General features: G+C 72.3%; 25 protein-coding genes, 1 tRNA gene and 2 pseudogenes. 14 read left to right on the top strand and 14 right to left on the bottom strand.

Annotation, left to right across the window (positions count from 1 at the left end; genetic code table 11):
• The first annotated feature begins 167 nt into the window (after window positions 1–167).
• From ACSNN9_RS13800 to ACSNN9_RS13790, 3 genes are all read left to right on the top strand, one after another.
• Window positions 168–842 carry a hypothetical protein gene (locus ACSNN9_RS13800; protein WP_436673421.1) on the top strand — a complete coding sequence of 225 codons (675 nt, stop codon included), beginning with the start codon at window positions 168–170 and terminating at the stop codon, window positions 840–842.
• Window positions 843–1,186: 344 nt separating this feature from the next.
• Window positions 1,187–1,834: a hypothetical protein gene (locus ACSNN9_RS13795; protein ID WP_436673420.1), complete on the top strand. Its 648-nt coding sequence runs from the start codon at window positions 1,187–1,189 to the stop codon at window positions 1,832–1,834.
• A gap of 103 nt (window positions 1,835–1,937) precedes the next feature.
• Window positions 1,938–2,462: an SMI1/KNR4 family protein gene (locus ACSNN9_RS13790; protein ID WP_436673419.1), complete on the top strand. Its 525-nt coding sequence runs from the start codon at window positions 1,938–1,940 to the stop codon at window positions 2,460–2,462.
• 78 nt (window positions 2,463–2,540) lie between these two features.
• Here the strand turns inward: ACSNN9_RS13790 and map are convergent, their stop codons facing one another.
• Window positions 2,541–3,359: a type I methionyl aminopeptidase gene (map, locus tag ACSNN9_RS13785; protein ID WP_436673418.1), complete on the bottom strand. Its 819-nt coding sequence runs from the start codon at window positions 3,357–3,359 to the stop codon at window positions 2,541–2,543.
• 77 nt (window positions 3,360–3,436) lie between these two features.
• Between map and ACSNN9_RS13780 the strand changes: the two genes are divergently transcribed.
• Window positions 3,437–3,727, top strand: a complete 291-nt coding sequence (locus ACSNN9_RS13780) for a helix-turn-helix domain-containing protein (RefSeq protein ID WP_436673417.1) — start codon at window positions 3,437–3,439, stop codon at window positions 3,725–3,727.
• Window positions 3,728–3,806: 79 nt separating this feature from the next.
• Here the strand turns inward: ACSNN9_RS13780 and ACSNN9_RS13775 are convergent.
• From ACSNN9_RS13775 to ACSNN9_RS13735, 9 genes are all read right to left on the bottom strand, one after another.
• Window positions 3,807–3,881, bottom strand: a tRNA-Lys gene (locus ACSNN9_RS13775).
• A 143-nt stretch (window positions 3,882–4,024) separates the two neighbouring features.
• Window positions 4,025–4,216, bottom strand: a complete 192-nt coding sequence (locus ACSNN9_RS13770) for a DUF397 domain-containing protein (RefSeq protein WP_436673416.1) — start codon at window positions 4,214–4,216, stop codon at window positions 4,025–4,027.
• Complete coding sequence (locus ACSNN9_RS13765; protein ID WP_436673415.1) at window positions 4,203–5,009, bottom strand: helix-turn-helix domain-containing protein; 807 nt, start codon at window positions 5,007–5,009, stop codon at window positions 4,203–4,205. The genes ACSNN9_RS13770 and ACSNN9_RS13765 overlap by 14 nt, the downstream gene beginning before the upstream one ends.
• A gap of 26 nt (window positions 5,010–5,035) precedes the next feature.
• The gene (locus ACSNN9_RS13760) at window positions 5,036–5,809 is read right to left on the bottom strand and encodes a hypothetical protein (RefSeq protein WP_436673414.1); all 774 of its coding nucleotides are present in this window, start codon (window positions 5,807–5,809) and stop codon (window positions 5,036–5,038) included.
• A 97-nt stretch (window positions 5,810–5,906) separates the two neighbouring features.
• Complete coding sequence (locus ACSNN9_RS13755) at window positions 5,907–6,230, bottom strand: DUF1416 domain-containing protein (protein ID WP_358083226.1); 324 nt, start codon at window positions 6,228–6,230, stop codon at window positions 5,907–5,909.
• A 3-nt stretch (window positions 6,231–6,233) separates the two neighbouring features.
• Entirely contained in the window at window positions 6,234–7,082 is an 849-nt protein-coding gene (locus tag ACSNN9_RS13750) for a sulfurtransferase (RefSeq protein ID WP_357874982.1), read from the bottom strand.
• A 204-nt stretch (window positions 7,083–7,286) separates the two neighbouring features.
• Complete coding sequence (locus ACSNN9_RS13745; RefSeq protein ID WP_311202345.1) at window positions 7,287–7,364, bottom strand: Ms5788A family Cys-rich leader peptide; 78 nt, start codon at window positions 7,362–7,364, stop codon at window positions 7,287–7,289.
• A 78-nt stretch (window positions 7,365–7,442) separates the two neighbouring features.
• A complete protein-coding gene (locus ACSNN9_RS13740; RefSeq protein ID WP_436673413.1) occupies window positions 7,443–8,231 on the bottom strand; it encodes an LmeA family phospholipid-binding protein in 789 nt (262 codons plus the stop codon).
• An 82-nt stretch (window positions 8,232–8,313) separates the two neighbouring features.
• Window positions 8,314–9,375 (bottom strand): hypothetical protein, encoded by a 1,062-nt coding sequence (locus ACSNN9_RS13735; RefSeq protein WP_436673412.1) that lies wholly within the window; start codon window positions 9,373–9,375, stop codon window positions 8,314–8,316.
• A gap of 246 nt (window positions 9,376–9,621) precedes the next feature.
• Here ACSNN9_RS13735 and ACSNN9_RS13730 point away from each other — a divergent pair, with 246 nt between their 5' ends.
• From ACSNN9_RS13730 to ACSNN9_RS13695, 8 genes are all read left to right on the top strand, one after another.
• On the top strand, window positions 9,622–10,341 hold the full coding sequence (locus ACSNN9_RS13730) for a winged helix-turn-helix transcriptional regulator (RefSeq protein WP_436673411.1): 720 nt from the start codon (window positions 9,622–9,624) through the stop codon (window positions 10,339–10,341).
• A gap of 105 nt (window positions 10,342–10,446) precedes the next feature.
• On the top strand, window positions 10,447–11,394 hold the full coding sequence (locus tag ACSNN9_RS13725) for a polysaccharide deacetylase family protein (RefSeq protein WP_436673438.1): 948 nt from the start codon (window positions 10,447–10,449) through the stop codon (window positions 11,392–11,394).
• A 115-nt stretch (window positions 11,395–11,509) separates the two neighbouring features.
• Window positions 11,510–12,436, top strand: a complete 927-nt coding sequence (mshD, locus tag ACSNN9_RS13720; RefSeq protein WP_436673410.1) for a mycothiol synthase — start codon at window positions 11,510–11,512, stop codon at window positions 12,434–12,436.
• A gap of 323 nt (window positions 12,437–12,759) precedes the next feature.
• Window positions 12,760–13,866 (top strand): phosphate ABC transporter substrate-binding protein PstS, encoded by a 1,107-nt coding sequence (gene pstS / locus ACSNN9_RS13715; RefSeq protein ID WP_436673409.1) that lies wholly within the window; start codon window positions 12,760–12,762, stop codon window positions 13,864–13,866.
• 52 nt (window positions 13,867–13,918) lie between these two features.
• Window positions 13,919–15,010 carry a phosphate ABC transporter permease subunit PstC gene (gene pstC / locus ACSNN9_RS13710; protein ID WP_357877683.1) on the top strand — a complete coding sequence of 364 codons (1,092 nt, stop codon included), beginning with the start codon at window positions 13,919–13,921 and terminating at the stop codon, window positions 15,008–15,010.
• 76 nt (window positions 15,011–15,086) lie between these two features.
• Window positions 15,087–16,175, top strand: coding sequence for a phosphate ABC transporter permease PstA (pstA, locus tag ACSNN9_RS13705; protein ID WP_436673408.1), 1,089 nt, complete (start codon window positions 15,087–15,089; stop codon window positions 16,173–16,175).
• Window positions 16,176–16,195: 20 nt separating this feature from the next.
• Entirely contained in the window at window positions 16,196–16,972 is a 777-nt protein-coding gene (pstB, locus tag ACSNN9_RS13700) for a phosphate ABC transporter ATP-binding protein PstB (protein WP_358083247.1), read from the top strand.
• Between the two features lie 138 nt (window positions 16,973–17,110).
• The gene (locus tag ACSNN9_RS13695; protein WP_436673407.1) at window positions 17,111–17,524 is read left to right on the top strand and encodes a VOC family protein; all 414 of its coding nucleotides are present in this window, start codon (window positions 17,111–17,113) and stop codon (window positions 17,522–17,524) included.
• A 31-nt stretch (window positions 17,525–17,555) separates the two neighbouring features.
• On the opposite strand, the gene ACSNN9_RS13690 is transcribed toward ACSNN9_RS13695, so the two are convergent.
• Window positions 17,556–18,389 (bottom strand): NUDIX hydrolase, encoded by an 834-nt coding sequence (locus ACSNN9_RS13690; protein WP_436673406.1) that lies wholly within the window; start codon window positions 18,387–18,389, stop codon window positions 17,556–17,558.
• 71 nt (window positions 18,390–18,460) lie between these two features.
• On the opposite strand from ACSNN9_RS13690, the gene ACSNN9_RS13685 reads away from it, so the two are divergent.
• On the top strand, window positions 18,461–19,429 hold the full coding sequence (locus ACSNN9_RS13685) for a Gfo/Idh/MocA family protein (protein ID WP_436673405.1): 969 nt from the start codon (window positions 18,461–18,463) through the stop codon (window positions 19,427–19,429).
• A gap of 56 nt (window positions 19,430–19,485) precedes the next feature.
• Here the strand turns inward: ACSNN9_RS13685 and ACSNN9_RS13680 are convergent, their stop codons facing one another.
• From ACSNN9_RS13680 to ACSNN9_RS13670, 3 genes and pseudogenes are all read right to left on the bottom strand, one after another.
• A complete protein-coding gene (locus tag ACSNN9_RS13680; RefSeq protein ID WP_088998169.1) occupies window positions 19,486–20,490 on the bottom strand; it encodes an inorganic phosphate transporter in 1,005 nt (334 codons plus the stop codon).
• A gap of 4 nt (window positions 20,491–20,494) precedes the next feature.
• Window positions 20,495–21,121 (bottom strand): DUF47 domain-containing protein, encoded by a 627-nt coding sequence (locus tag ACSNN9_RS13675; RefSeq protein WP_088998168.1) that lies wholly within the window; start codon window positions 21,119–21,121, stop codon window positions 20,495–20,497.
• 143 nt (window positions 21,122–21,264) lie between these two features.
• Window positions 21,265–21,954, bottom strand: a pseudogene (locus tag ACSNN9_RS13670) (PPK2 family polyphosphate kinase); the annotation flags it as partial.
• On the opposite strand from ACSNN9_RS13670, the pseudogene ACSNN9_RS13665 reads away from it, so the two are divergent.
• Window positions 21,954–22,029 (top strand): annotated as a pseudogene (locus tag ACSNN9_RS13665) (DUF402 domain-containing protein); the annotation flags it as partial. The pseudogenes ACSNN9_RS13670 and ACSNN9_RS13665 sit on opposite strands and share 1 nt — an antisense overlap.

Below are 22,029 nucleotides of genomic sequence, written 5' to 3'. Positions count from 1 at the left end.
CCGGACCCGGGGCCAGCTTCCGCGAACTGTCCGTCCTCTTCGCTCCGGTGGGAGCTGACAGCGCCACCCACGGACGGGGCTGCCCACGGGCCGTGCCGCCCACGGGCCGCGCCGACCGTGGCGGAGGCGCACTACGCTCCGGGCCACCTGGAGGAGAGGGAAGATCAATGCGTAGGACCCTGCTGCCCGTCGCGGCTCTGGCCCTGGTGGCGGCGCTGAGCGGATGCATCACCATCACCGCACCGGCGGACGACCCGGACCCGGCGGCCGCCGGGCAGCCGACGGCCAGCACCAGCGTGGTGGACGACGAGACAGCGAGCCCCGACGCGGCCCCGTCGGCCGCACCGGACACACCCGGAGCGCCTGACCCGCTGCGGGCCCTCACCTGCGAGCAGCTCAAGACCGCCGCGCTCGGTAACGGCACCGAGCGGTACAACGGCTACGCCGACCCGATTCCGCTGGTCGACGGCATGTGGTCAGGGGAGGACGGCGTCGTCGTCCACATGCAACAGCCCTGCGCCATCGGCGACCTGACCGGCGACGAGGCGGCCGACGCGCTGGTCCCGGTGCTCATGGACGGCGGCGGGACCGGCAAGTTCTGGCAGGTCGTGATGTACGGCAACATCGACGGCAAGCCGGTCTACGTCACCATGCTCGACATCGGCGACCGGACGCCGGTCGAGTCGGTCTCGATCAGCTCACGACGGGCGACGGTGGTCTACCTGACCCGCCCCGAGGACGCGTCCTCGGCGGAGGTCGCCGTCCGGCGTACGGCGGTCTACCGGCTCAGCGGCAGCCGGCTCGTCGAGGTCAGCCACACGGACACGCCGTACACGCCCTGAGGGCCATAAGCCCGTAGCGGTGCCGGTGCCGGTCCTGGTGACGTGGTTGGGCGACGCCCAATCACGTCACCACGCCTTCCTGACTCGATCCGGCCGGCGCCGGCCAGGTCCAGGTCGTCAAATGTGCAGCGGGCGGCGAGCACCCGGATGGCGTGCGTCGACACGGACAACTGTCGGCCGCGGAAAACAGTAAGCTGCGCCCCTGACGAAAGCGGGGGTCAATGAATTCGGGTGATCGGGCGCGCGCTGGAACGCTCATCGCGAGCGTGCTGGTAATGGCGGGGCTCGCCGGCTGCGTGGAACAGCCCGCTCCGCCGCCACCCCCACCACCCTCGGTGAACCCCGTGCCGTCGGCGCTGCCCGACGACCCGCAGGCTCTGATGACGACCATTCGCGGGCTGGCCGAACAGGCCGGTGTGGGTGACGACATTCGGCAGGGCGAGATCGAGACCGGCGAGGCGCGATACGAACCCTGCGACCTGCTCATCGCCGAGCCGGACCGGGCGCAGGGGGGCGGGTTGCCGCTCGACGCGGTGTGGGCCGCCAGCCTCGAGGCCAACCCCGTGTCGTCCTACGGCAACATCCAGCGCCCGACAACCATCCTGGACGTCAGGGTGGCCAAGCTGCCCGATGCCGCCGCGGCCGGTGCAGCCGCGACCGCGGTGCGCACCGCAAGGTGCCCGAGCGGCGAGTTCCGCCTCATCATCGGACAGGCCAGCGCCCGATGGGCCGCGAGCACGGTGACCATCGGCTCGACGAGGGCGAGGCTGACCACGGCGACGGCGTACCGGGTGGACCCGGAGAGCGAAGCCGGAATGGCGTACCTACCCGGCGATGCGCGACTGATCTTCGCGCACGGGTCACTGCTGATCAGCATCGAGGCGCTCACGTGGTGGCCCCGCAAGCTCAGTTCCGCTGCCGAAATCACCGCCATGGCCCAGGAGAAGGCGACGACCCTCGCGGCGGCGATCGTGCGGACCCTCCCCACGTAGGCGGGGACCGACCTGCTGCCGACGCGTCGGTGACCGAGTGCGCCGAGGCCGTTCGGGCGGTCCTTGGGCAGGTCACGTCGTTCCCCGGCGTTAGGGTGCTGCCGTGGATGATGATCGTCGTACCCTGCCGCCCCCGCTCTCCGAAGCCCACGAGGTCGACTTCGACTACCGGGAGGGGGCCGGGGTCGACTTCGAGCCGTACCCGGGCTTTCTCGATGAGCGCGAGACGGCCGACTGGTTGCAGGCGTGGACGGGCAACCGTGACCTCGACGGAGCCGAGTTCCGGATCTTCGGCCAGGACGGCAGCGGTGGTCTCGCCGCGTTCTGGCTGGTGCGCCAGGACGAGCCTCTCGAGCGGCAACCGGTGGTGTTCCTCGGGTCGGAGGGCGAGACGGCGGTCGTAGCCCAGGACCTGGGTGCCTACCTGTGGCTGCTTGCCGGCGGCTTCGGCCCCTTGGAAGCGACGATGTACCCCCGCCACATGCACGATCCCCGCCCGGACGCTCGTCTCACGGAGATCGCGGAGCGCTGGGCGCCGTCCCGCCGCGTCTCGCCTGCCGAGGCCATCACCGCGGCACGGTCGGAGTTCCCCGACTTCGCGGAGCTGGTCGGCTCGCTCTGCCGCTAGTCGGCGTGACAGGAGGGGGTGACCTCGACCGGAGGCGCGGCCACCGCCGTACAGCCGCGCCCCGATGCAGGCAGTAGGTCAGCGGGCTGTGGCGGGCTTCCTGGTGGGGTCGGCCGAGGTGGCACCGTGAGCGGGGCGGCGGGTCAGGACCTGGGGGCCGGAAGCCGTGATGGCGACCGTGTGTTCGGAGTGGGCGGTGCGGGAGCCGTCGGCGGAGCGGATCGTCCAGCCGTCGTTGTCGAACTTGATCTTGTCGGTGGAACGGCAGAACCAGGGCTCGATGGCGATGGTGAGGCCGGGGTCGAGTCTCAGGCCGCGGCGGGGGCGGCCGTCGTTGGCGACGTGCGGGGCCTCGTGCATGGTGCGGCCGATGCCGTGGCCGCCGAACTCGCCGTTGACGCCGTAGCCGTAGGAGCGGGCGACCCCGCCGATCGCGGCGGAGACGTCGCCGAGGCGGCCGCCGGGCTGGGCGGCGGCGATGCCGGCCTCCAGCGCGGCCTCGGTGGCCTCGATCAGCTTGAGGTCGGCCGGGTCGGGAGTGCCGACGATGACGGAGAGCGCGGAGTCGGCGACCCAGCCGTCGATGCCGAGCGCCATGTCGATGCTGAGCAGGTCACCGTCGCGCAGAACGTAGTCGTGCGGCAGGCCGTGCAGCACCGCGTCGTTGACCGACAGGCACAGCACGTTGCGGAACGGGCCGCGCCCGAACGAGGGGGCGTAGTCCCAGTAGCAGGATTCGGCACCGCGTTCCTTGATCCGGCGGCGGGCGTGATGTTCGAGGTCCATGAGGTTGACGCCGACTGCGGCGACATCGCTCAGCTCGGCGAGCAGTTCGCCGACGAACTGGCCGGTCACCGCCATCCGGCCGATCTCCTCGGCGGACTTGAGTTCGATCACGACAGCCTCCCTCTCCGTTGTGCGGTATTTTTATACCACGCCAGGTCGGCGCTGCCTCGGAGGGATATCCTGCTGGCATGGTTCGCCAACCGCTCACCGCCGAACAGATCGCAGCGGGCCAGCGCCTCGGAGTGGCCCTCCGGGCCGCGCGGGCCGGCCGCAGCCTCGTCGAGGTGGCCCTGGCGGCCGGCATCTCCCCCGAGACGCTGCGCAAGATCGAGGCGGGCCGCCTCCCCGCGCCGGCGTTCGGCACCGTGGTCTGCCTCAGCCAGGCCCTCGACGTTCCCCTCAGCGACCTGGCCGACGTCTGGCTGGCGGACATGCCCATCCGTCAGGCGTCCCGGAGACCCGCCGCCCAGGTGCTGTAGTAGAAGCTCCGTTCAGGCGGCGAAGCCAGGTTGTGCCTGGTGGTCTTTCTCGTGGGATCCGCAGCTCAGGGGAGGCAGATGGTGGGCCGCCAGGGACTCGAACCCTGAACCTATGGATTAAAAGTCCACAGCTCTGCCATTGAGCTAGCGGCCCGCGCGCTCAGGTTACCGGAAGGCTGCCGCTTCCGACTCTCGGCTTTCCTGCCGTCGTCGATGCGAGCAGGTCAGGGGCGGCCAGCGACGCCGCCGGAGGCGCCGGCCTGTCCGGGTGGACACCTTTGGGCGTACGGAAGAGGGTCAGGCCCGCCCGGCGGTGCGGGCGACGAACGCGCGCCAGGCGGTGGGGGCGAAGGTCAGGGCGGGGCCGGTCGGGTCCTTCGAGTCGCGGACGGCGACCATGCCGGGCAGGTTGTCGGCCACCTCGAGGCAGTTCCCGCCGCTCGCGCCGCTACGGGTGGACTTTCGCCACTGAGCGCTACTGAGGTCCATGGAGGCTCTCTACTTCCTTGAGCAGGTCGATGGACTGCCGGCGGGGCAGAGCCTCGTTCCGCACGCTCTCCCACCTGGCTTGAAGCGCAGCCACGTCGTCGTCCTTGTCCACCACGACACCGGCAAGCTGGTTCTCAAGGTGCCCGACCCACACCCCGTCGCGGGAGCGGGCGAGGGCGAACGGCCCCGACAGGCCGACGTGCAGGCCGCTCCTCGCCGGGATGACGTGCACGTGTACGTGCGGCAGTTCGGCGCGGGCGATCAGATGGGCGATCTGTTGCGCCATGACGCCGCCGATGTCGTCGCCGGAGCGGCGTAGGGCTGCTTCGTCGAGTACGGCGACGAACTGCGTTGGTCGGTCGTCCGTCAGGATCCTCTGCCGCTCCATCCGAGCCGAGACGCGCTGTTCCACCTCGTCACTGGTGAGGACGTCGACGGAGCGCAGCACGGTGCGGGCGTAGTTCTCCGTTTGCAGTAGACCCGGGATCAGGTTCGGCTCGAAGTAGCGGAGCTGGGTGGCGGCGCGCTCGGCGTCGAGCCACGGCAGGAACCAGGACGGGGCGCCGACGCTGGCGACGAGCCGTTCGAAGAGCCCGCCGGTTCTGAGCGCCCGGTCGGCTCCCTTGATGAAGTCCATCGTCAGTGCCCGGGTGCCGCCCTCGACGGCGCTGACGTGCGACGCGCTGAATCCCGCACCCCGGCCGAAGGTCTCCTGCGTCATGCCGGCACCGCCCCGGGCTCTGCGGATCTCGCCCACGATGAAGGCGGCGAGCGGGCTCGGCACGTCGGCCATTCAGGACCTCCCAATTTGAAGATCGACTACCCGCGGCGCCACCCGTCGGGCGAGGGCTCGGCCAGCCCGGCCCGAACGCGTTCCATGGCTTCCGAGAGTAGTCGCCCGCGCAGCAGAGTGTCACCAGCGTGGGCCGCTCGTGGAGCGTTGGCCGGGGGCGGTCTCGCGGGGGCCGCCCCGGGCGGGCCGCCGAGCGCCCGCAGCGCCGCGGCCAGGGCCTCGGTCTCCCCGTCGTCGGCGCCGGCCGCCGGTGCGGCGTAGCCGTCGCCGACCGGCCGGCACCCCGTGTCGACGGTCAGCCGGACGAGGCCGTCCGCCTCGACCTCGCCGGAGACGGTGACGAACTCGCCCGCGTCGGCGCGCAGCCGGGGGCCGTCCTCCGACGTCACCCGGACGCCGGCCCGCCAGCTCTCGGGGAGCCGGTCGGCGACCCGCTGCAGCAGCGACCGCTCCAGGCCCACGGGGACGAACACGTCCACCCCGCGGATCAGGGTGGCACCGTCGGCGAACGGGGTGACCCGGCAGCCCCGCTCGACCTCGGGCGGGGTCAGCACGGCCGTGTCGCCGGCCGCCGCGACCAGTGCGCCGGCCGCGCGGTCGACGACGGGGCCGGCCTCGGTCAGGCTGCGCTGCTCGCGGACGGTCGGCGGGTCGTCCCGCACCGAGACCCAGGTCAGCGCCGCCAGCAGCGCCGCCCACGCCACCGTGGCGGCGAGCAGCCAACGCCACCACCGCCGGGAGGGTGTCGGCTGGCCGGGACCCGTGGGCGGGGCCTGCCCCGCCGCTTGCACGCCGTTCACGGGGGCCATGGTGTCACGCCGGTCAGCCGCGCCCGGAGACGGTCGTGGGCCGCCACCTGCGAAGGGGACGGGCCACGGGCCGATCAGAGCGTGGGGGTCAGGAGGCGACCGTGACGGCGACCTCGTTGATGCCCCGGGCGGCGGTCACGGCGGTGTCGCCGTTGCCGTGCCGGGAGAGCGCCCGCAGGGTCCAGGAACCCGGCGCGGCGAAGAACCGGAACTGGCCGGCCGGCGAGGTCACCACCTCGGCGGTGAACTCACCGGTCGAGTCGAGCAGCCGGACGTACGCGCCCGGGACGGCCTCGCCCGCGTCGGACCGGACGACGCCGGTGATCACGGTTTCCTTCTCCAGGTCCAGGCTCGCGGGCAGCGGGGCGGCCTGGTCGGGAGCGGCGCAGCTGGCAGCGGTGGTTGCGGTCATGACTCAGGCCTCCCCGGGCTCGTCGCCGAGCGCGACCGGCACGCCGACCAGCGAGCCGTACTCGGTCCAGGATCCGTCGTAGTTCTTCACGTTGCGGTGGCCGAGCAGCTCCTGCAGCACGAACCAGGAGTGCGAGGAACGCTCGCCGATCCGGCAGTACGCGATGGTCTCGCGGCTGTCGTCCAGCCCGGCGTCGGCGTAGATCTTGCGCAGCTCGTCGTCGGACTTGAAGGTGCCGTCCTCGTTGGCCGCCTTGGACCACGGCACGCTGATCGCCGTGGGGATGTGCCCGGCCCGCTGCGCCTGCTCCTGCGGCAGGTGGGCGGGGGCGAGCAGCCGGCCGGCGAACTCGTCGGGGCTGCGCACGTCCACCAGGTTCTTGGTGCCGATGGCGGCCACGACCTCGTCGCGGAAGGCCCGGATCGAGGTGTCCGGCTCCTGCGCCACGTACTGGGTCGCGGGGCGGGTCACCGCGTCGGTGACCAGCGGACGGGCGTCGAGCTCCCACTTCTTGCGACCGCCGTCGAGCAGCTTCACGTCGCGGTGGCCGTAGAGCTTGAAGTACCAGTACGCGTACGCGGCGAACCAGTTGTTGTTGCCGCCGTAGAGGATCACGGTGTCGTCGTTGCTGATGCCCCGCTCGGAGAGCAGGGCCTCGAACTGGCTCTTGTTGACGAAGTCCCGGCGCACCTGGTCCTGGAGGTCGGTCTTCCAGTCCAGCTTGATCGCGCCGGCGATGTGGCCGGTGTCGTAGGCCGAGGTGTCCTCGTCGACCTCGACGAAGACGACGCCCGGGGCGTCGAGGTTCTTCTCGGCCCATTCGGCCGAGACGAGTGCGGTGTCGCGACTCATCAGATCACTCCCTGGTGAGGATGGATGGTGAACCAGCACGAGGGCATCGAAAGTCGTGACGATCGCACCACGCGCGGGATCCACCGTATGGACGGATCACGGGTTCGTGCGACGGCGCCGCTGCCGGGCGTTGAAAGAGAGCACGGGAGAAGAAAGAGCCCCTGCGTGCCGATGGCCGCTAGGCGGCCGAGGACAGCCCCGCCGTCAGATGACGGGGCGACACAGGCAGGTGGCCACGCGGCACAGGTCGACCGCGCGCCGTTTGGTGAGGAGCGTCCCCATGAGCAGGGAGCCTACCAGCCGGGCCCGGGGACACCACCGGGCCGACCAGCATCCGGGACGCCCCGAACCGGCGGCGGATCAACCGGCGGTGGAGTTGATCGGCACGTTCCTGGCGTCGGCGGTGACGGCCAGCCCCTCGGGCAGCGGCCGGACCTCCCGGACGGCGAGCTGGAACGGCAGCTCGGGCAGGGGCACGTCGATGGAGATGCTGCGGGCGTAGTTGCTCAACAGCGTCCGGGCCAGCGGCAGGTTCGGCAGGCCGTCGGCGTTCAGGTCGTTGAAACGCAGCGACACCTGCCCCTCCTTGCCGACCGCGATGTCGGCCGTGCCGGTCACGGTGAGCCGCTGGCCGAGGATGTCGACCGGGGCGGTGACGGCCAGCCGGCCGTTCTGCTCGCCGAGGGTCAGCCCCGGCCGGTCGAGCAGCTTCGCGAGGCTGTCGTAGCTGATGGTGCCCGTGCCGTCGACCGTCTCGGCGACCACGTCGCCCTGCCCCGAACGGATGGTGTCGAGCGAGGCGCGCACGTTGCGGGCGTCCACGTCGAGCTTCGGCAGCGCGACCGCGTCGCCCCGGACCGAGCCCTGCACGTCGCGCAGCGCGATGGAGATGCGCTCGTAGCGGCCGTCGAGCACCTGGGTGAGGAACGGGACCCCGCCGACCTCCACCTCGGGCGGCGAGGACTGCGCCCCCTGCTTGGCGATCTCCTGCCGGACCTGGTCGGCGATGGCCCGCTCGGCCACCCCGACGGCGACCCGGTCGGCCACCACGATCAGGCCGCCCAGGACCAGCAGCAGCACGACGAGGGTGATGAGCACCTTTCGCCCGCGTCGCCGGGGCCGCTCCTCGTACGTGTCGTCGTGGGCCACGCCGCCTCCTGTCGTCAGTGCCGAGGGTGCCGCGAAGCGGCCCACCGGTGGTACCCGAACTCCGAAAACCTCAATCGCCGTGTCAGAGAACGAGCTTGCACATCGCGTACGCGGCCGGCGCGGCCAGGGCGAAGCCGCCGAGCGGTCCCTGCATGTGCCGGGCCACCCACATGGTCGGCGGCTCCCCCGCCATCAGCCGGCCCGCCTCGGCGTAGCCGACGGCGAGGTCGGCCAGCACGGCGGCGACCGCCGCGACAAGCCCGATGATCGCGGCCCGGGTCGGGGTGAAGGGCGTCACCAGGTAGCTGCCGAGGACGGCGCTGACGAGCGTGCCGGCCATCGCGCCGACGACCACGCCGGCCGCGCCCCGGGGCACCTGGGGGGCCAGTCGCGGCCACGGCGCCACCGCGTCGGTCAGCCGGGCGACGGTGAGCGCGACCGCGCTCGCGGTCAGGCACACCGTGATGGCCTGGGTGCCCGCCGGGATCCGGCTGAGCACGATCAGGGTGGCGAAGGCGACGACGCCGACCACGATCAGCAGGGTGCTGCCGAGCGAGTCGGTCACCCGCACCCGGTCGACCCGCCGGACGAGCTGGCCGAGCACCCCGAGGGCGAAACCGCCCGCCGCGACGTAGCCCAGCGGCGCCAGGCCGGCGACGTCCGCCTGCACGGCGGCGGTGTCGGCCGCCGCGGCGGCGCCCACGCTGACCAGGGCGACCAGCAGCAGCGCGGGCGGCCGCATGGCCATCGTCCAGGCCAGCACGAAGAGCAGCTGTACGCCGAAGATGATGAACGCGAAGGGCAGCCGGTGACCCGGGCCGGAGGTCTGCGCCCCGAGCACCAGGCCCACCCCGAGCAGGACGGCGAACCCGGCGACGGTCAGCGCGAGCGGGCGGCGCACCTCGACCGGCTCGATCGGCTCCTCGTCCGGCTCGTCGTCCGGCTCGTCGTCGGGCCGGCGGGCCGGCTCGCCGGGCCGGCGGGCGCGGCGCGGCCCGCTGCGCTCCCGGCGCTCGCCGTCGTCGTCGGGGGCCGGCCCGGTGCGCGGCGCCGGCGGCTGGCCACGGGAGGGGCCGGAGGGCCCGGGGCGGGGCCCGTCGGGCCACTGGTCGCGGCCGGTCTCGGGCGAGCTGGAGGGAAACACGCCCCGATCGTGCCAGACCGGCCAGCCGGCGCGCGGGTCACGGTTTCGGCAACGTTAAAACCTGGGGCACGATCACGGGCAAGCCGGGCAAACGGGAAAGGACGCGGAGGTGCGACCGGGGCGATCGGTTACGCTCGACCCGTTACCCGCCCCGTCAGCGACGCCGGGACCCACGCAAGTTCATCAGCGTCACGCCCCGCCGCGGAGTGCGCTGGTCGCGCGCGGCCGACGGCCGCCGGGACGGAGGTGATCGTGGAGATCCTGCTGCTGGTGACCGCGCGCGCAGGCGAACCATCCGCAGTGCTGCCGGCGCTCGACCTGCTGCCGCACTCGGTCCGCACCGCGCCCCGCGACGTCCGCACGCTGGTCGCCGGCCCCAGTCCGGACGCGGTGCTGGTCGACGCCCGCTCCGAGCTGAGCGAGGCCCGGGCGACCTGCCGGATGCTGCACGCCACCGGGCTCGGGGTGCCGCTGGTCGCGGTCGTCACCGAGGCCGGCCTCATCGCGCTCAACGCCGACTGGGGCGTCGACGACGTCATCCTCGCCACGGCCGGCCCGGCCGAGGTGGAGGCCCGGCTGCGCCTCGCCGTCGGGCGGCTGAGCAACGCCACCGCCGGGGCGGGCGGCTCGATCCGCGCCGGCGAGCTGACGATCGACCCGGACACCTACGCCGCGAAACTCAAGGGCCGGCCGCTCGACCTCACCTACAAGGAGTTCGAGCTGCTGAAGTTCCTGGCGCAGCACCCGGGCCGGGTGTTCACCCGGGACCAGCTCCTGCGCGAGGTGTGGGGCTACGACTACTTCGGCGGCACCCGCACCGTCGACGTGCACGTCCGGCGGCTGCGCGCCAAGCTCGGCTCCGAGTACGAGTCGATGATCGGCACCGTGCGGCAGGTGGGCTACAAGTTCGTCGTGCCTCCGTCGCGGTCCCTGCCGGAGACCGAGCACGCACCCCTGCCGGTCTGACTTTCCGGCTCCCTCGGGGACTATCCGCATATGCCCTTTTTGTGCATCTCGTCGGTTCTATTCTGACTGCCGGGTTTGCAAGCAAAAGGGGGCGGCAGAGTGCGTATCGACCACGGGGGCGGCGGATCGGCACGGACGGGCCCACTGGTCCGGGACCTCTCGGCGGCGCGCACCGTCGGTCTCGTCGCGCTGGTGGTGACAGGGTTGCTCGGCTCCGCCTACGCCCTCGGCCGCAGCCTGGTCCCCGACCCGCCGACCCGGTCGAGCGTGACCACCAGCGCCACCGGCCCGCACTACGCCGACCAGCCGCCGGCGGAGGACACTCCCCACCGCACGCCGGAGGGTGAACCGAGCAGCAGCCCGGCGGAGGCCGGGCAGGACGGCGGCCCCAGCCCCGACGGCACGCCGCCGCCGGGCCCGGCGGACGGGCCGTCGCCGGGGACGGCGGACGGGCCGTACGGCACGCAGACCACGAGCGGCACCTCGCTGGTCGCGCTGACCTTCGACGACGGGCCGGACCCCCAGTACACGCCGCAGGTGCTCGCCCTGCTCCGCGAGCACCGGGTGCGAGCCACCTTCTGCGTGGTCGGCGAGAACGCGCAGCGCCACCCGGACCTGATCCGAGCCATCGCGGCCGACGGGCACACCCTGTGCAATCACAGCTGGAACCACGACGTCAACCTCGGCCGGCGGTCGCCGGCCGTCATCCGAACGGACCTGCTGCGCACCAGCGAGGCGATCCGGGCGGCGGTGCCCGACGCGCCGATCGCGTACTACCGGCAGCCCGGCGGCGCCTGGACCGCGCAGGTGGTGTCGGTGGCCCAGGAGCTCGGCATGACGCCGCTGCACTGGACGGTCGACCCGGCGGACTGGGACACGCCGGGCGCCGGCCGGATCGCGGCGACGGTCGTCGAGGGCGTCGTACCCGGCTCCGTCGTGCTGCTGCACGACGCCGGCGGTGACCGACAGGGCACGGTGGACGCGTTGCACCGCATCCTGCCGGACCTGACCAGGCGGTTCGAGGTGGAGGCCCTGCCCCACGGGGCGACGTGAGCCGTGCGGGCGGACGTTCGTCCACAGGCGACCCGGCGGCGTGACGACCGCCGCACCGCCCGGCGACCGGCCGGAGGCCGGCGGCGCCGAGGAAAGACCAGACTACGGTGACGTCATGAGCAACCCCGATGCGAGCAGCGGCCGGGTGACCCGCGCCGACCGCCTCAGCCCCACGGAGATCGCCGACGTGACGGCCCTCGCCCGCGCCGCCGGCGACGCGGACGGGGCGGACCCGTTCGACGAGCACGTCCTGCTCCGGCTCCGCGACCCCGACGCGCCCGCGGTGCACCTGACCGCCCGGGCGGACGACGGCACACTGACCGGGTACGCGCACCTGGACACCGCCGACGCGGCCACGGGGGTCGGGGTGGAGCTGGTGGTGCACCCGGCGTACCGGCGACGCGGGACGGGGCGGGCGCTGGCCCGGGGCGTCCTGGCGGCGGCCGACGGCCCGCTGCGGGTCTGGGCGCACGGCGACCACCCCTCGGCCGCCGCGCTCGCCGTCGACCTGGGCCTACGCCGGGCCCGGGTGCTCTGGCAGCTGCGCCGGCCGCTGACCGACCTGATCGCCGAACACCCGTTGCCGGACGGGGTGACGCTGCGCGCGTTCCGGCCCGGCGCCGACGACGAGGAGTGGCTGGCGGTCAACGCGCGGGCCTTCGCCGAGCACCCGGAACAGGGCCGCTGGACCGCCGCCGACCTGCGGGTACGCCTCGCCGAGCCGTGGTTCGACCCGGAGGGTTTCCTGCTCGCCGTCGACGGGTCCACCGGGCGGCTGCTCGGCTTCCACTGGACGAAGGTCCACGAGCGGGCCGGCTCGGCCCGGATCGGCGAGGTCTACGTCCTCGGCGTGGACCCGTCGGCCCACCGCGGCGGGCTGGGCCGGGCGCTGACCGCAGCCGGGCTGGCGTACCTGCGGGACCGGCGGGAGCTGGACCGGGTCATGCTCTACGTCGACGAGTCGAACACCGCCGCGGTGGCGCTCTACGAGCGGCTCGGCTTCGCCCCCTGGTCGGCGCACGTCAACTACCAGTCGGCCTGACGCCGACGCGGGCCCGGGCCGCGGCGGCCCGGGCCCGCGCGTGCCGCCCCGGCACGGTCACCGCCGGATGACGGCGACGCATCCGGGAGATGACGTCCTACCGGGAAAATCCCCATACTTCCGACAGGGGCGCCCGGGTTCACTTAACGGACAACTCACCCTCAGCGAGCGGTCATCTGCGCTGCCGCACCTGTTCACCCCCCGTTCACTTCCGACCGGCGAACCGGCTACCTGGCGCTCCTAACTTTTGGATCAGCCGGTCAGCGCCGGCACCCCGGGCCCCAATCCGGGTGCGAAGTCAGACGTGAAGGGAAACCCCTCAGGTGAAGCTCCAGCGGCACGGCACTCTCGCCTGCCTCGCTCTTACCGCGACGCTCGCTCTCAGCGCATGCGGCTCGGACAACAACGAGCCCGCGAGCAGCGCCTCCGCCTCCGGGTCGGCCGCCGCCGCCGACTGCGCCACCGGCACGCTGAACGCCCAGGGCTCGTCGGCGCAGAAGAACGCGATGGATGAGTGGATCAAGGCGTACCAGCAGAAGTGCTCCGGCGCCAAGATCAACTATGAGCCCTCCGGCTCGGGCGCCGGCATCCAGGCCTTCATCGCCGGCACCGCCGACTTCGCCGGCTCGGACTCCGCCCTCAAGGAGGAGGAGCAGCCGCAGGCCAACGCCAAGTGCGTCGGCGGCGCCGCGATCAACCTGCCGATGGTGATCGGCCCGGTGGCCATCGCCTACAACGTCAGCGGCGTGGACAACCTCCAGCTCAAGCCGGCCACCCTGGCGAAGATCTTCGCCGGCAAGGTGACCAGGTGGGACGACCCGGCGATCAAGGCCGACAACCCGGACGCCAAGCTGCCGTCGACCGCCATCAACGCGGTGCACCGCTCGGACTCCTCCGGCACCACCGACAACTTCACCGACTTCCTCACCAAGACCGCCGCGTCCGACTGGACCTTCGGCAAGGCCAAGGAGTGGAAGGCCCCGGGCGGCACCGGCGCGGCGAAGTCCGACGGCGTGGCCAGCGCGATCAAGGGCCAGGACGGCACCATCGGCTACGTCGAGTGGTCGTACGCCGAGAACGGCGGCCTGAAGACCGCGAAGGTCGGCAACGGCGCGGGTGAGTTCGCCGAGCTGACCGCCGAGTCGGCCGGCAAGACCATCGCCGGCGCCGAGGTGGTCGGCCAGGGCGACGACCTGAAGATGAAGATCGACTACAACACCAAGGAGGCCGGGGCCTACCCGATCGTCCTGGTGACCTACGAGATCGTCTGCACCAAGGGCCTCGCCGCCGACAAGCTCCCACTGGTCAAGGGCTTCCTCGCCCACGCCGCCAGCACCGAGGGCCAGGCCGACCTGACGGAGCTGGGCTACGCCCCGCTGCCCGACTCGGTCCGCACCAAGGTCGAGGCCGCGGTCAAGAACCTCGCCTGAGCCGTCCGCATCGACACCGTCACCACCACCTCAACGCGAAGCGAGCGAGCAGATGGGTGAAACCCCTCACCGCTCGGCCCACGCCGGCACCGGCGGGACGCGCGTGACCGAAGGTCACGACCGGCCCGCCGGTGCCTCGGCGCGTCTGGCCGAGGCACCAGTCAGCACCCGTACCCCGGGCGGGGCCGGCTTGGGCGGCGGCGGCGCGCTGCCCCGGGCCCGGGCGTTCGGCGCCGAACGGGCCTTCCGCGCCCTCACCCTCGCCGCCGGCACCGCCGTCCTGGTCGTCATCGCGGCGATCGCGGTCTTCCTGGTCGCCAAGGCGGTGCCGGCGCTACGGGCCAACACCGAGAGCTTCTGGACCTTCGAGGGCTGGTTCCCGAACGACGCGGAGCCGAAGTTCGGCATCGGGGCGCTCGCCTTCGGCACCGTGCTCAGCTCCGCGCTGGCCCTGCTCATCGCGGTGCCGGTGGCCCTGGGCATCGCCCTCTACCTGTCCCACTACGCGCCGCGCCGGCTCGGCACCACGCTGGGCTTCCTGATCGACCTGCTGGCCGCGGTGCCGAGCGTGGTCTTCGGTCTCTGGGGTCGCGACGTCTTCATCAACCCGGTGCGGGACTTCTCCGCCTGGCTGAACACGTACTTCGGCTGGATCCCGATCTTCGGCGGCGACGGTCCGTTCGGGAAGTCCATCATGCTGGGCGCGCTGGTCCTGGCGATCATGGTGCTGCCGATCATCACCTCGCTCTCCCGCGAGGTGTTCCTGCAGACCCCGACCGCCAACGAGGAGGCCGCCCTCGCCCTCGGCGCCACCCGCTGGGAGATGATCCGCACCGCGGTGCTGCCGTACGGCCGCCCCGGCATCGTCGCCGCCGTGATGCTCGGCCTGGGCCGGGCGCTCGGCGAGACCATCGCCCTGGCGATGACCCTCGGCATCACCTTCGGCATCTCGTTCAACCTCATCGAGAGCGGCGGCAACACCATCGCCGCCAACATCGCCAACACGTTCGGCGAGGCGAACGACACGGGTCGGGGCGCGCTGATCGCCTCGGGTCTCGTGCTCTTCGCCATCACGCTGATCGTCAACATCACGGCGCGGGCGATCATCCACCGCCGCCGGGAGTTCACGGAGTCGGCCGCATGAGCGAGCACCAGCGAGCGAATCATCGTCACAGTGCCTCGGTGCCTCATGGCGCCACGCAGCGGAGCGGAGTGGCGGCATGAGCACCACCGTCACCTCGCACCGCACCCGCCCGCCGGCCCAGCCGCCCACGCTGCGGGCCCGGCGCCTGCCGAAGTACGCCGCGCCGGCCATCGCGGCAGCCGCCCTGCTGGTCGCCGCCGCCTTCGTGTACGGCACCGACACCGGCGGCCCCGTGCTGGTCGTGGTCCTCGGCGCGCTGCTCTACCTGGCCGGCCTGTTCGCCGCCGCGAACCGCGTCGAGGGGCGGCGGTCCGCCCGCAACCGCACCTGGAGCGCGCTGATCCACTCCGCGTTCGTGCTGGCCGTCCTGCCGCTGGCGTCGGTGGTCTGGACCCTGGTCAGCAAGGGCGCGGAACGCCTGGACGCCGACTTCTTCCTCACCTCGATGAACAACATCGGCGCGCGGGACCCGAACGGCGGCGCGTACCACGCGATCGTCGGCACGCTCCAGCAGGTCGGCATCGCCGCCCTGATCACCGTCCCGCTCGGCATCCTCTGCGCGATCTACATCGTCGAGTACGGCCGGGGTCGGTTCGCCCTCACGATCCGGTTCTTCGTGGACGTGATGACGGGCATCCCGTCGATCGTCGCCGGCCTGTTCGTGCTCGCGTTCTGGGTGCTGATCGTCTCGCCGTGGTTCAACGACGGGCGGCCCAGCTTCTCCGGCTTCGCCGCCGCGCTCGCGCTGAGCGTGCTGATGCTGCCCACCGTGGTCCGCTCCACCGAGGAGATGCTGCGTCTCGTCCCGGCGCCGCTGCGCGAGGGGGCGTACGCCCTCGGCGTGCCGAAGTGGAAGACCATCCTGCGGGTCGTGCTGCCGACCGCCCTGCCGGGCATCGTCACCGGCGTCATGCTCGCCATCGCCCGCGCGGCCGGAGAGACCGCCCCGGTGCTGCTCGTCGCCGGCGGCGGCGCGGCGATCAACTTCAACCCGTTCGAGAACAACCAGTCGTCGCTGGCCCTCTTCGTCTACCAGCAGGCCGGTGACGCGTCGAGGTACGCGCCGGCGCGGGCGTGGACCGCGGCACTCACCCTGGTCGCCCTCGTGCTGATCCTGACCGTCGCGGCGAAGCTGCTGGCCCGTCGCAACCGGCTCGGCCGATGAACCCCGGAGGTACCACCACCATGGCCAAGCGCATCGAAGCCTCGAACGTCACCGCCTACTACGGCGCCTTCAAGGCGATCGAGAACATCAACCTGACGGTCGAGCCGAAGACGGTGACCGCCCTGATCGGCCCGTCCGGCTGCGGCAAGTCCACCTTCCTGCGGTCGATCAACCGGATGCACGAGGTGCTCCCCGGCGCCCGGGTCGAGGGCAGCCTCACCATCGACGACCAGGACATCTACGACCGCGACGTGGACGTCACCGCCGTCCGGCGCATGATCGGCATGGTCTTCCAGCGGCCGAACCCGTTCCCCACCATGAGCATCTTCGAGAACGTGGTGGCCGGGCTGCGGCTCAACGGCGTCCGGAAGAAGTCGATCCTGGACGAGGCGGCCGAGCGGGCGCTGCGCTCGGCCAACCTCTGGGACGAGGTGAAGGACCGGCTCGGCAAGCCCGGCGCCGGCCTCTCCGGCGGTCAGCAGCAGCGGCTCTGCATCGCCCGGACCATCGCCGTCGAGCCGCAGGTGGTGCTGATGGACGAGCCCTGCTCGGCGCTCGACCCGATCTCCACGCTGGCCATCGAGGACCTGATGTTCCAGCTCAAGGACAAGTTCACCATCATCATCGTCACGCACAACATGCAGCAGGCCGCCCGCGTCTCGGACCGGACCGCCTTCTTCTCGATCGAGAAGACCGGCGACCCGGGCCGCCTCATCGAGTACGACAACACGCAGAAGATCTTCAGCAACCCCGGCGTGAAGAAGACCGAGGACTACATCACCGGCCGCTTCGGCTGAGCGGCGAGGCAGCGGCCCCTTCCCGCTCTCCTGGGAAGGGGCCCTTCCGTTCCCGGGCCCACGCCGTGGCAAGCCCGGCAGCGCCCCGGGATCTGCTCTAGGGTCGGGGAACGCCTACGGTCGATGCGGAGGACGGGCATGTCGGAATATCCCCGGTTGCTGCAGACCGTGCTCGACAGCACGAACCCACGGGAGCTTGCCGAGTTCTACCGGCAGCTGCTCGGGCTGCGGTACCGACCCGGTGACGAACCACCGACGGACGGGACGGCCGACGCCCCGGGCTGGCTCGTGCTCAGAGACTCCGACGGAGCGGCCCGGCTCGCCTTCCAACTTGTCGATCGCCTGCCTCGGACCACCTGGCCCCGGCACGACGTTCCGATGCAGTTGCACCTCGACTTCACGGTCCCGGACGCGTCCGAGTTGGAGAGGCAGCGTGAGCGCGCGGAGGCCCTGGGCGCGGAACTCCTGCTCGACCGGTCCGACGACCCCGACGAGCCGTTGTACGTGTTCGCGGACCTGTCCGGTCACCCGTTCTGCATCTTCGTGGCCTAGCCTCGCCGACCTCCGCGCACGAAGACCACAGTCAGCCCAGCACGAACCGGGCCTCGCCGTCGTCGGGCGCGTCGAGGCGGGGCGTGACCGGGGTGGCCGCGTCCCGGGTCGCCGCCGCGCGGGCGACGCCGGCCAGGTCGCCGCCGGCCGCCACCTGGGCCAGGCTCACCAGCGTGGGCGGGAGCATGGTCAGCTCACCCGCCTCCGCCCGGGCCAGGGCGTCCGCCGGGCGGACCCACAGGGTGTGGTCGGCCTCGCCGGAGACGTCCCGGGTCCGCTGCCCCTCCGGCAGCAGGGCCACGAAGAAGTACGTGTCGAAGCGGCGCGGCTCGAACTCCGGCGTGATCCACCGGCTCCACGGCAGCAGCAGGTCCGACCGAAGGGTGAGCCCGCGCCGGGCGAGCATGTCGGCGAAGCCGCCCCGACGCTGCTCCAGCGCCACCCGGTCGGCCTCCCAGTCGTCACCGCTCACGTCGCCCACCACGGTCTGCGCGTCGGGGCCGGCCAGCAGGACGCCGGCCTCCTCGAACACCTCCCGGGCGGCGGCACAGACGACGGCCTGCGCGGCCTCGGGGGTCAGCCCCAGCCGCTCACCCCACCCGGCCGGCGTCGGGCCGGCCCAGTCCAGGTGCGCCTGCGAGTCCGAGGGGTCGACGCCGCCGCCGGGGAAGGCGTACATCCCGCCGAAGGCCATCGCGGCGACCCGACGGATCAGGTACACCTCGAAGTCGTCGCCGGCGGGGCGGAGCAGCAGCACGGTGGCCGCGACCCGGGGCACCACCGGAGTGCCGCCCTCGGCCCGGAACTTGCGGGCGTGCGCCACGAGCGCCGGGGGTGCGGGGAAGCCGTCGGCGTCGATCGTCATGGGCCGAGCCTAGTTCCCGACGGGTGGATCGCCCGCGCCGCCGTCGGGTGATCTTCGCTAGCGTGGCCGGCATGACTCGATGGGGCATCCTGGCCACCGGCAACATCGCCGCCCGTTTCGCCGAGGACCTGCGCCTGGTCCCGGGCGCCGAACTCGCGGCGGTCGGTTCGCGTACCGCCGAGAGCGCGGAGCGGTTCGCGGCCCGGCACGGCGTGCCGCGGGCGTACGCCTCCTGGGCGGAACTCGCCGCGGACGACGAGCTGGACGTCGTCTACGTCGCCACCCCGCACGCCGCGCACCACGAGGCGGCCATGGCCTGCCTCGCGGCCGGCCGGGCGGTGCTGCTGGAGAAGCCGTTCACCCTCGACCTGGCGACCAGCGTCGAGCTGGTGGAGACCGCCCGCGCGGCCGGGATCTTCCTCATGGAGGCCATGTGGATGCGGACGAACCCGCTCGTCCGCCGGCTCTGCGAGCTGGTCGCCGACGGCGCGGTCGGCACGGTGACCGGCGTCCGGGCCGACTTCGGGGTGGCCGGGCCGTTCCCGCCGGAGCACCGGATGCGGGCCCGCACCCTCGGCGGCGGCGCCCTGCTCGACCTCGGCGTCTACCCGGTCAGCCTGGCCCACCTGCTGCTCGGCGTGCCCGACCACGTCCGGGCCTGGGCCAGGCTGAGCCCGGAGGGGGTGGACGAGAACACCGGCATCGTCCTCGGCTACGACTCGGGCGCGGTCGCCACGCTGAGCTGCGGCATGGTCGGGGCGCCCCCGCTGGTCGCCTCGGTCACCGGCACCACCGGCCGGATCGACCTGCCCGAGCCGTTCTTCCGCCCCGGCTCGCTGACCCTGCGCCGGGCCGGCGCCGAGCCGGAGACGATCACCGACGAGCTGGTCGGCGGCGGCTACCAGTACGAGGCCGCCGAGGTCCAGCGCTGCCTCGCCGAGGGCCTCCTGGAGAGCCCCCTGGTCCCCCACGTCGCCACGCTGGAGGTGATGGCGCTCCTCGACTCCGTCCGCGCCCAGATCGGCGTCGACTACTCCTGACGGGCTGTGCGCGAAGGGCCCCCCGCGACGCGTCGCGGGGGGCCCTTCGTCGCGGTTCAGCTGAACAGCGGGCGGACCAGGAAGTACATCAGGGCGCCGATCGAGCCGGCGGCCGGGAAGGTGAGGATCCACGCGCCGACGATGTTGCCGGCCACGCCCCACCGGACGGCGGAGAGCCGCTTGGTGGCGCCGACGCCCATGATCGCCGAGGTGATCGTGTGGGTCGTCGAGATCGGCGCACCGAGGACCAGCGCGTTGAAGTAGAGCACCCCGCTGGCCACGGTCTCGGCGGCGAAGCCCTCCGGCGGCCGCAGGTCGATGATCTTCCGGCCCAGCGTCCGGATGATCCGCCAACCACCGGCGTACGTGCCGGCGGCCAGCACGGCGGCCGAGGTCCAGAACGCCCACTCCGGGATGAAGCTGGGGTCGTCCTGGTAGCCGCCCACGTAGAGGGCGAGCACCACGATGCCGATGGTCTTGGCGGCGTCCTGCATGCCGTGGCCGACCGACATGGCGGCGGCGGACGCGGTCTGCGCCCAGCGGAAGCCCCGGTTGAGCCGGCCCGGGTGCCCCTTCCGGAAGATCCACTGAACGGCGATCATGACGATGTAGCCGAGCAGGAAGCCGACCATCGGCGAGAGCACCATCGGGATGATCACGCTCTCCCCGATGCCGGTCCAGAGCACCGTGCCGGACGCGGCGACGGTCGAGCCGACGAGGCCGCCGATCAGCGCGTGCGACGAGGACGACGGGAGGCCGAAGTACCAGGTGACGAGGTTCCAGACGATCGCGCCGATCACGCCGGCGAAGACGATGCCGAGGCTCGCCGTGCCGGTGGGTAGTTTCACCAGGCCGCTGCCGACGGTCTTGGCCACCTCGGCGCCGAAGTGCGCGCCGATGAAGTTGCCGACCGCCGCCATGGCCAGGGCCACCCGGGGTGTGAGCGCCCGGGTGGAGATGCTGGTCGCGATCGCGTTGGCGGCGTCGTGGAAGCCGTTGGTGTAGTCGAACGCCAACGCCACCGCGATCACCGCCAGCACGGCGATGAGTTCGGGACTCACAGGATCAGGACTCCTTGACCGCGATGGTCTCGACGGTGTTGGCCACGTGCTCGAAGGCGTCGCAGGCGGCCTCCAGCTCGTCGGCGACCTCCTTCATCTTCAGCACGGTCAGCGCGTCGTACTCGCCGGAGAAGAGGCGGACCAGCAGCATCCGGTACACCTGGTCGCCGTCGTTCTCCAGCCGGTTGCACTCGATCCAGTAGTCCTCGAGGTCCTTCATCGACTTCAGGCGCGGCATCGCGTCGGCGGTCAGCTTCGCCTGCGCGTCGAGCACGTTGACCATTTCGTGCATCTCGCGGGGCAGCGAGGGCAGCTTGGTCAGGCCGTAGAGGTAGAGCAGGTTGCCGACCGCCTCGAGGTGGTCCATCACGTCGTCCAGCAGCGACCCGAGCCGGTAGATGTCCTCCCGGTCGAACGGGGTGATGAAGGTCGAGTTGATCTTCTTGTACAGCTCGTGGGTGATCTGGTCGCTGTCGTGCTCCACCTCGGTGAGCCGCTCGCTGACCGACTGCACCTCCACCCCGGGGAGGGCCAGCTCGTTGAGCAGCTCGGTGCCCTTCACCAGGTTCTGCGCGGCCCTGGTGAAGAGCTCGTAAAAGGCGCCCTCGTTCGGGCGGAAGGAAAACTTCACAGCACGGACCTCGTCGTGTCGGTGGAAGGGTGTCGGTCGCCCGGAGGGTGCCCGCCTGGGAATGCTAGAAAACGACGGAACCGGGAATTGCGCGGCCTCCCCCTGGTCAGGCCACATTCACCGGTCGTTCACCTGCCGTTCACCTACGCCCTTCTCTCGGGTCCCAGCAGCCGCTCCCGTTCGTACCGGACGTCGAAACCGGCAGGCGGATACCCGAGATCGAGGGTGTCGAACGTCTCGCGGAGCAGGTGCGCGACGGCCCAGTCGCGGTACCACTTGCGGTCCGCCGGCACCACGTACCAGGGCGCGGCGTCCGTGCCGCACCGGCTCAGGGCCTCGGCGTACGCGGCCTGGTAGTCGTCCCAGCGGGCGCGGGCGTCGACGTCCGAGGGGTCGTACTTCCAGTGCTTGCGCGGGTCGTCCAGCCGTGCCAGCAGCCGCCGGCCCTGCTCGGCGTACGAGATGTGCAGCAGCACCTTCACCAGGGTCACCCCCGCGTCAACCTGCTCCCGCTCGAAGGCGTTGATCTCGTCGTACCGGGCCTGCCAGATCGGCTCGGGCACCAGCGACTCGACGCGGGCCACGAGCACGTCCTCGTAGTGCGAGCGGTTGAAGACCCCGACGTGACCGGGCGGCGGGAGCGCCCGCCGGATCCGCCACAGGAAGTCGTGCCGCAGCTCCTCGGGGGTGGGCGGGCCGAACGAGCGGACGTGCAGCCCCAGCGGGTTCATCGCGCCGGCCACCCGCCTGATCGTGCCGTCCTTGCCGCCGCAGTCCATCGCCTGGAGGACCAGCAGCACCCGGCGCCCGGCAGCCGCGCCCGGCCCGCCCGCGCCGCCGGACGACCGGCCTGGTGGAGCTGCGCGACGAGGACGAGTTCGCCGAGCACCGCGCCCGCTTCGGCTACC

The organism is Micromonospora sp. URMC 107 (assembly GCF_051386315.1).
In the GTDB taxonomy this organism is placed as follows: Bacteria; Actinomycetota; Actinomycetes; order Mycobacteriales; family Micromonosporaceae; genus Micromonospora.
The sequence above is the reverse complement of the archived record's forward strand: the minus strand, read 5'-3'. Positions and strand labels throughout refer to the sequence as shown.

Excerpts from the sequence above, each read along its gene's own strand:
- ACSNN9_RS13800 (WP_436673421.1), top strand. The coding sequence starts at position 168 with ATGCGTAGGACCCTGCTGCCCGTCGCGGCTCTGGCCCTGGTGGCGGCG.
- ACSNN9_RS13780 (WP_436673417.1), top strand. The coding sequence starts at position 3,437 with ATGGTTCGCCAACCGCTCACCGCCGAACAGATCGCAGCGGGCCAGCGC.
- ACSNN9_RS13770 (WP_436673416.1), bottom strand. The coding sequence starts at position 4,216 with ATGGACCTCAGTAGCGCTCAGTGGCGAAAGTCCACCCGTAGCGGCGCG.
- ACSNN9_RS13765 (WP_436673415.1), bottom strand. The coding sequence starts at position 5,009 with ATGGCCGACGTGCCGAGCCCGCTCGCCGCCTTCATCGTGGGCGAGATC.
- ACSNN9_RS13755 (WP_358083226.1), bottom strand. The coding sequence starts at position 6,230 with ATGACCGCAACCACCGCTGCCAGCTGCGCCGCTCCCGACCAGGCCGCC.
- ACSNN9_RS13750 (WP_357874982.1), bottom strand. The coding sequence starts at position 7,082 with ATGAGTCGCGACACCGCACTCGTCTCGGCCGAATGGGCCGAGAAGAAC.
- ACSNN9_RS13745 (WP_311202345.1), bottom strand. The coding sequence starts at position 7,364 with ATGGGGACGCTCCTCACCAAACGGCGCGCGGTCGACCTGTGCCGCGTG.
- mshD (WP_436673410.1), top strand. The coding sequence starts at position 11,510 with ATGAGCAACCCCGATGCGAGCAGCGGCCGGGTGACCCGCGCCGACCGC.
- pstC (WP_357877683.1), top strand. The coding sequence starts at position 13,919 with ATGGGTGAAACCCCTCACCGCTCGGCCCACGCCGGCACCGGCGGGACG.
- pstA (WP_436673408.1), top strand. The coding sequence starts at position 15,087 with ATGAGCACCACCGTCACCTCGCACCGCACCCGCCCGCCGGCCCAGCCG.
- pstB (WP_358083247.1), top strand. The coding sequence starts at position 16,196 with ATGGCCAAGCGCATCGAAGCCTCGAACGTCACCGCCTACTACGGCGCC.
- ACSNN9_RS13695 (WP_436673407.1), top strand. The coding sequence starts at position 17,111 with ATGTCGGAATATCCCCGGTTGCTGCAGACCGTGCTCGACAGCACGAAC.
- ACSNN9_RS13690 (WP_436673406.1), bottom strand. The coding sequence starts at position 18,389 with ATGACGATCGACGCCGACGGCTTCCCCGCACCCCCGGCGCTCGTGGCG.
- ACSNN9_RS13685 (WP_436673405.1), top strand. The coding sequence starts at position 18,461 with ATGACTCGATGGGGCATCCTGGCCACCGGCAACATCGCCGCCCGTTTC.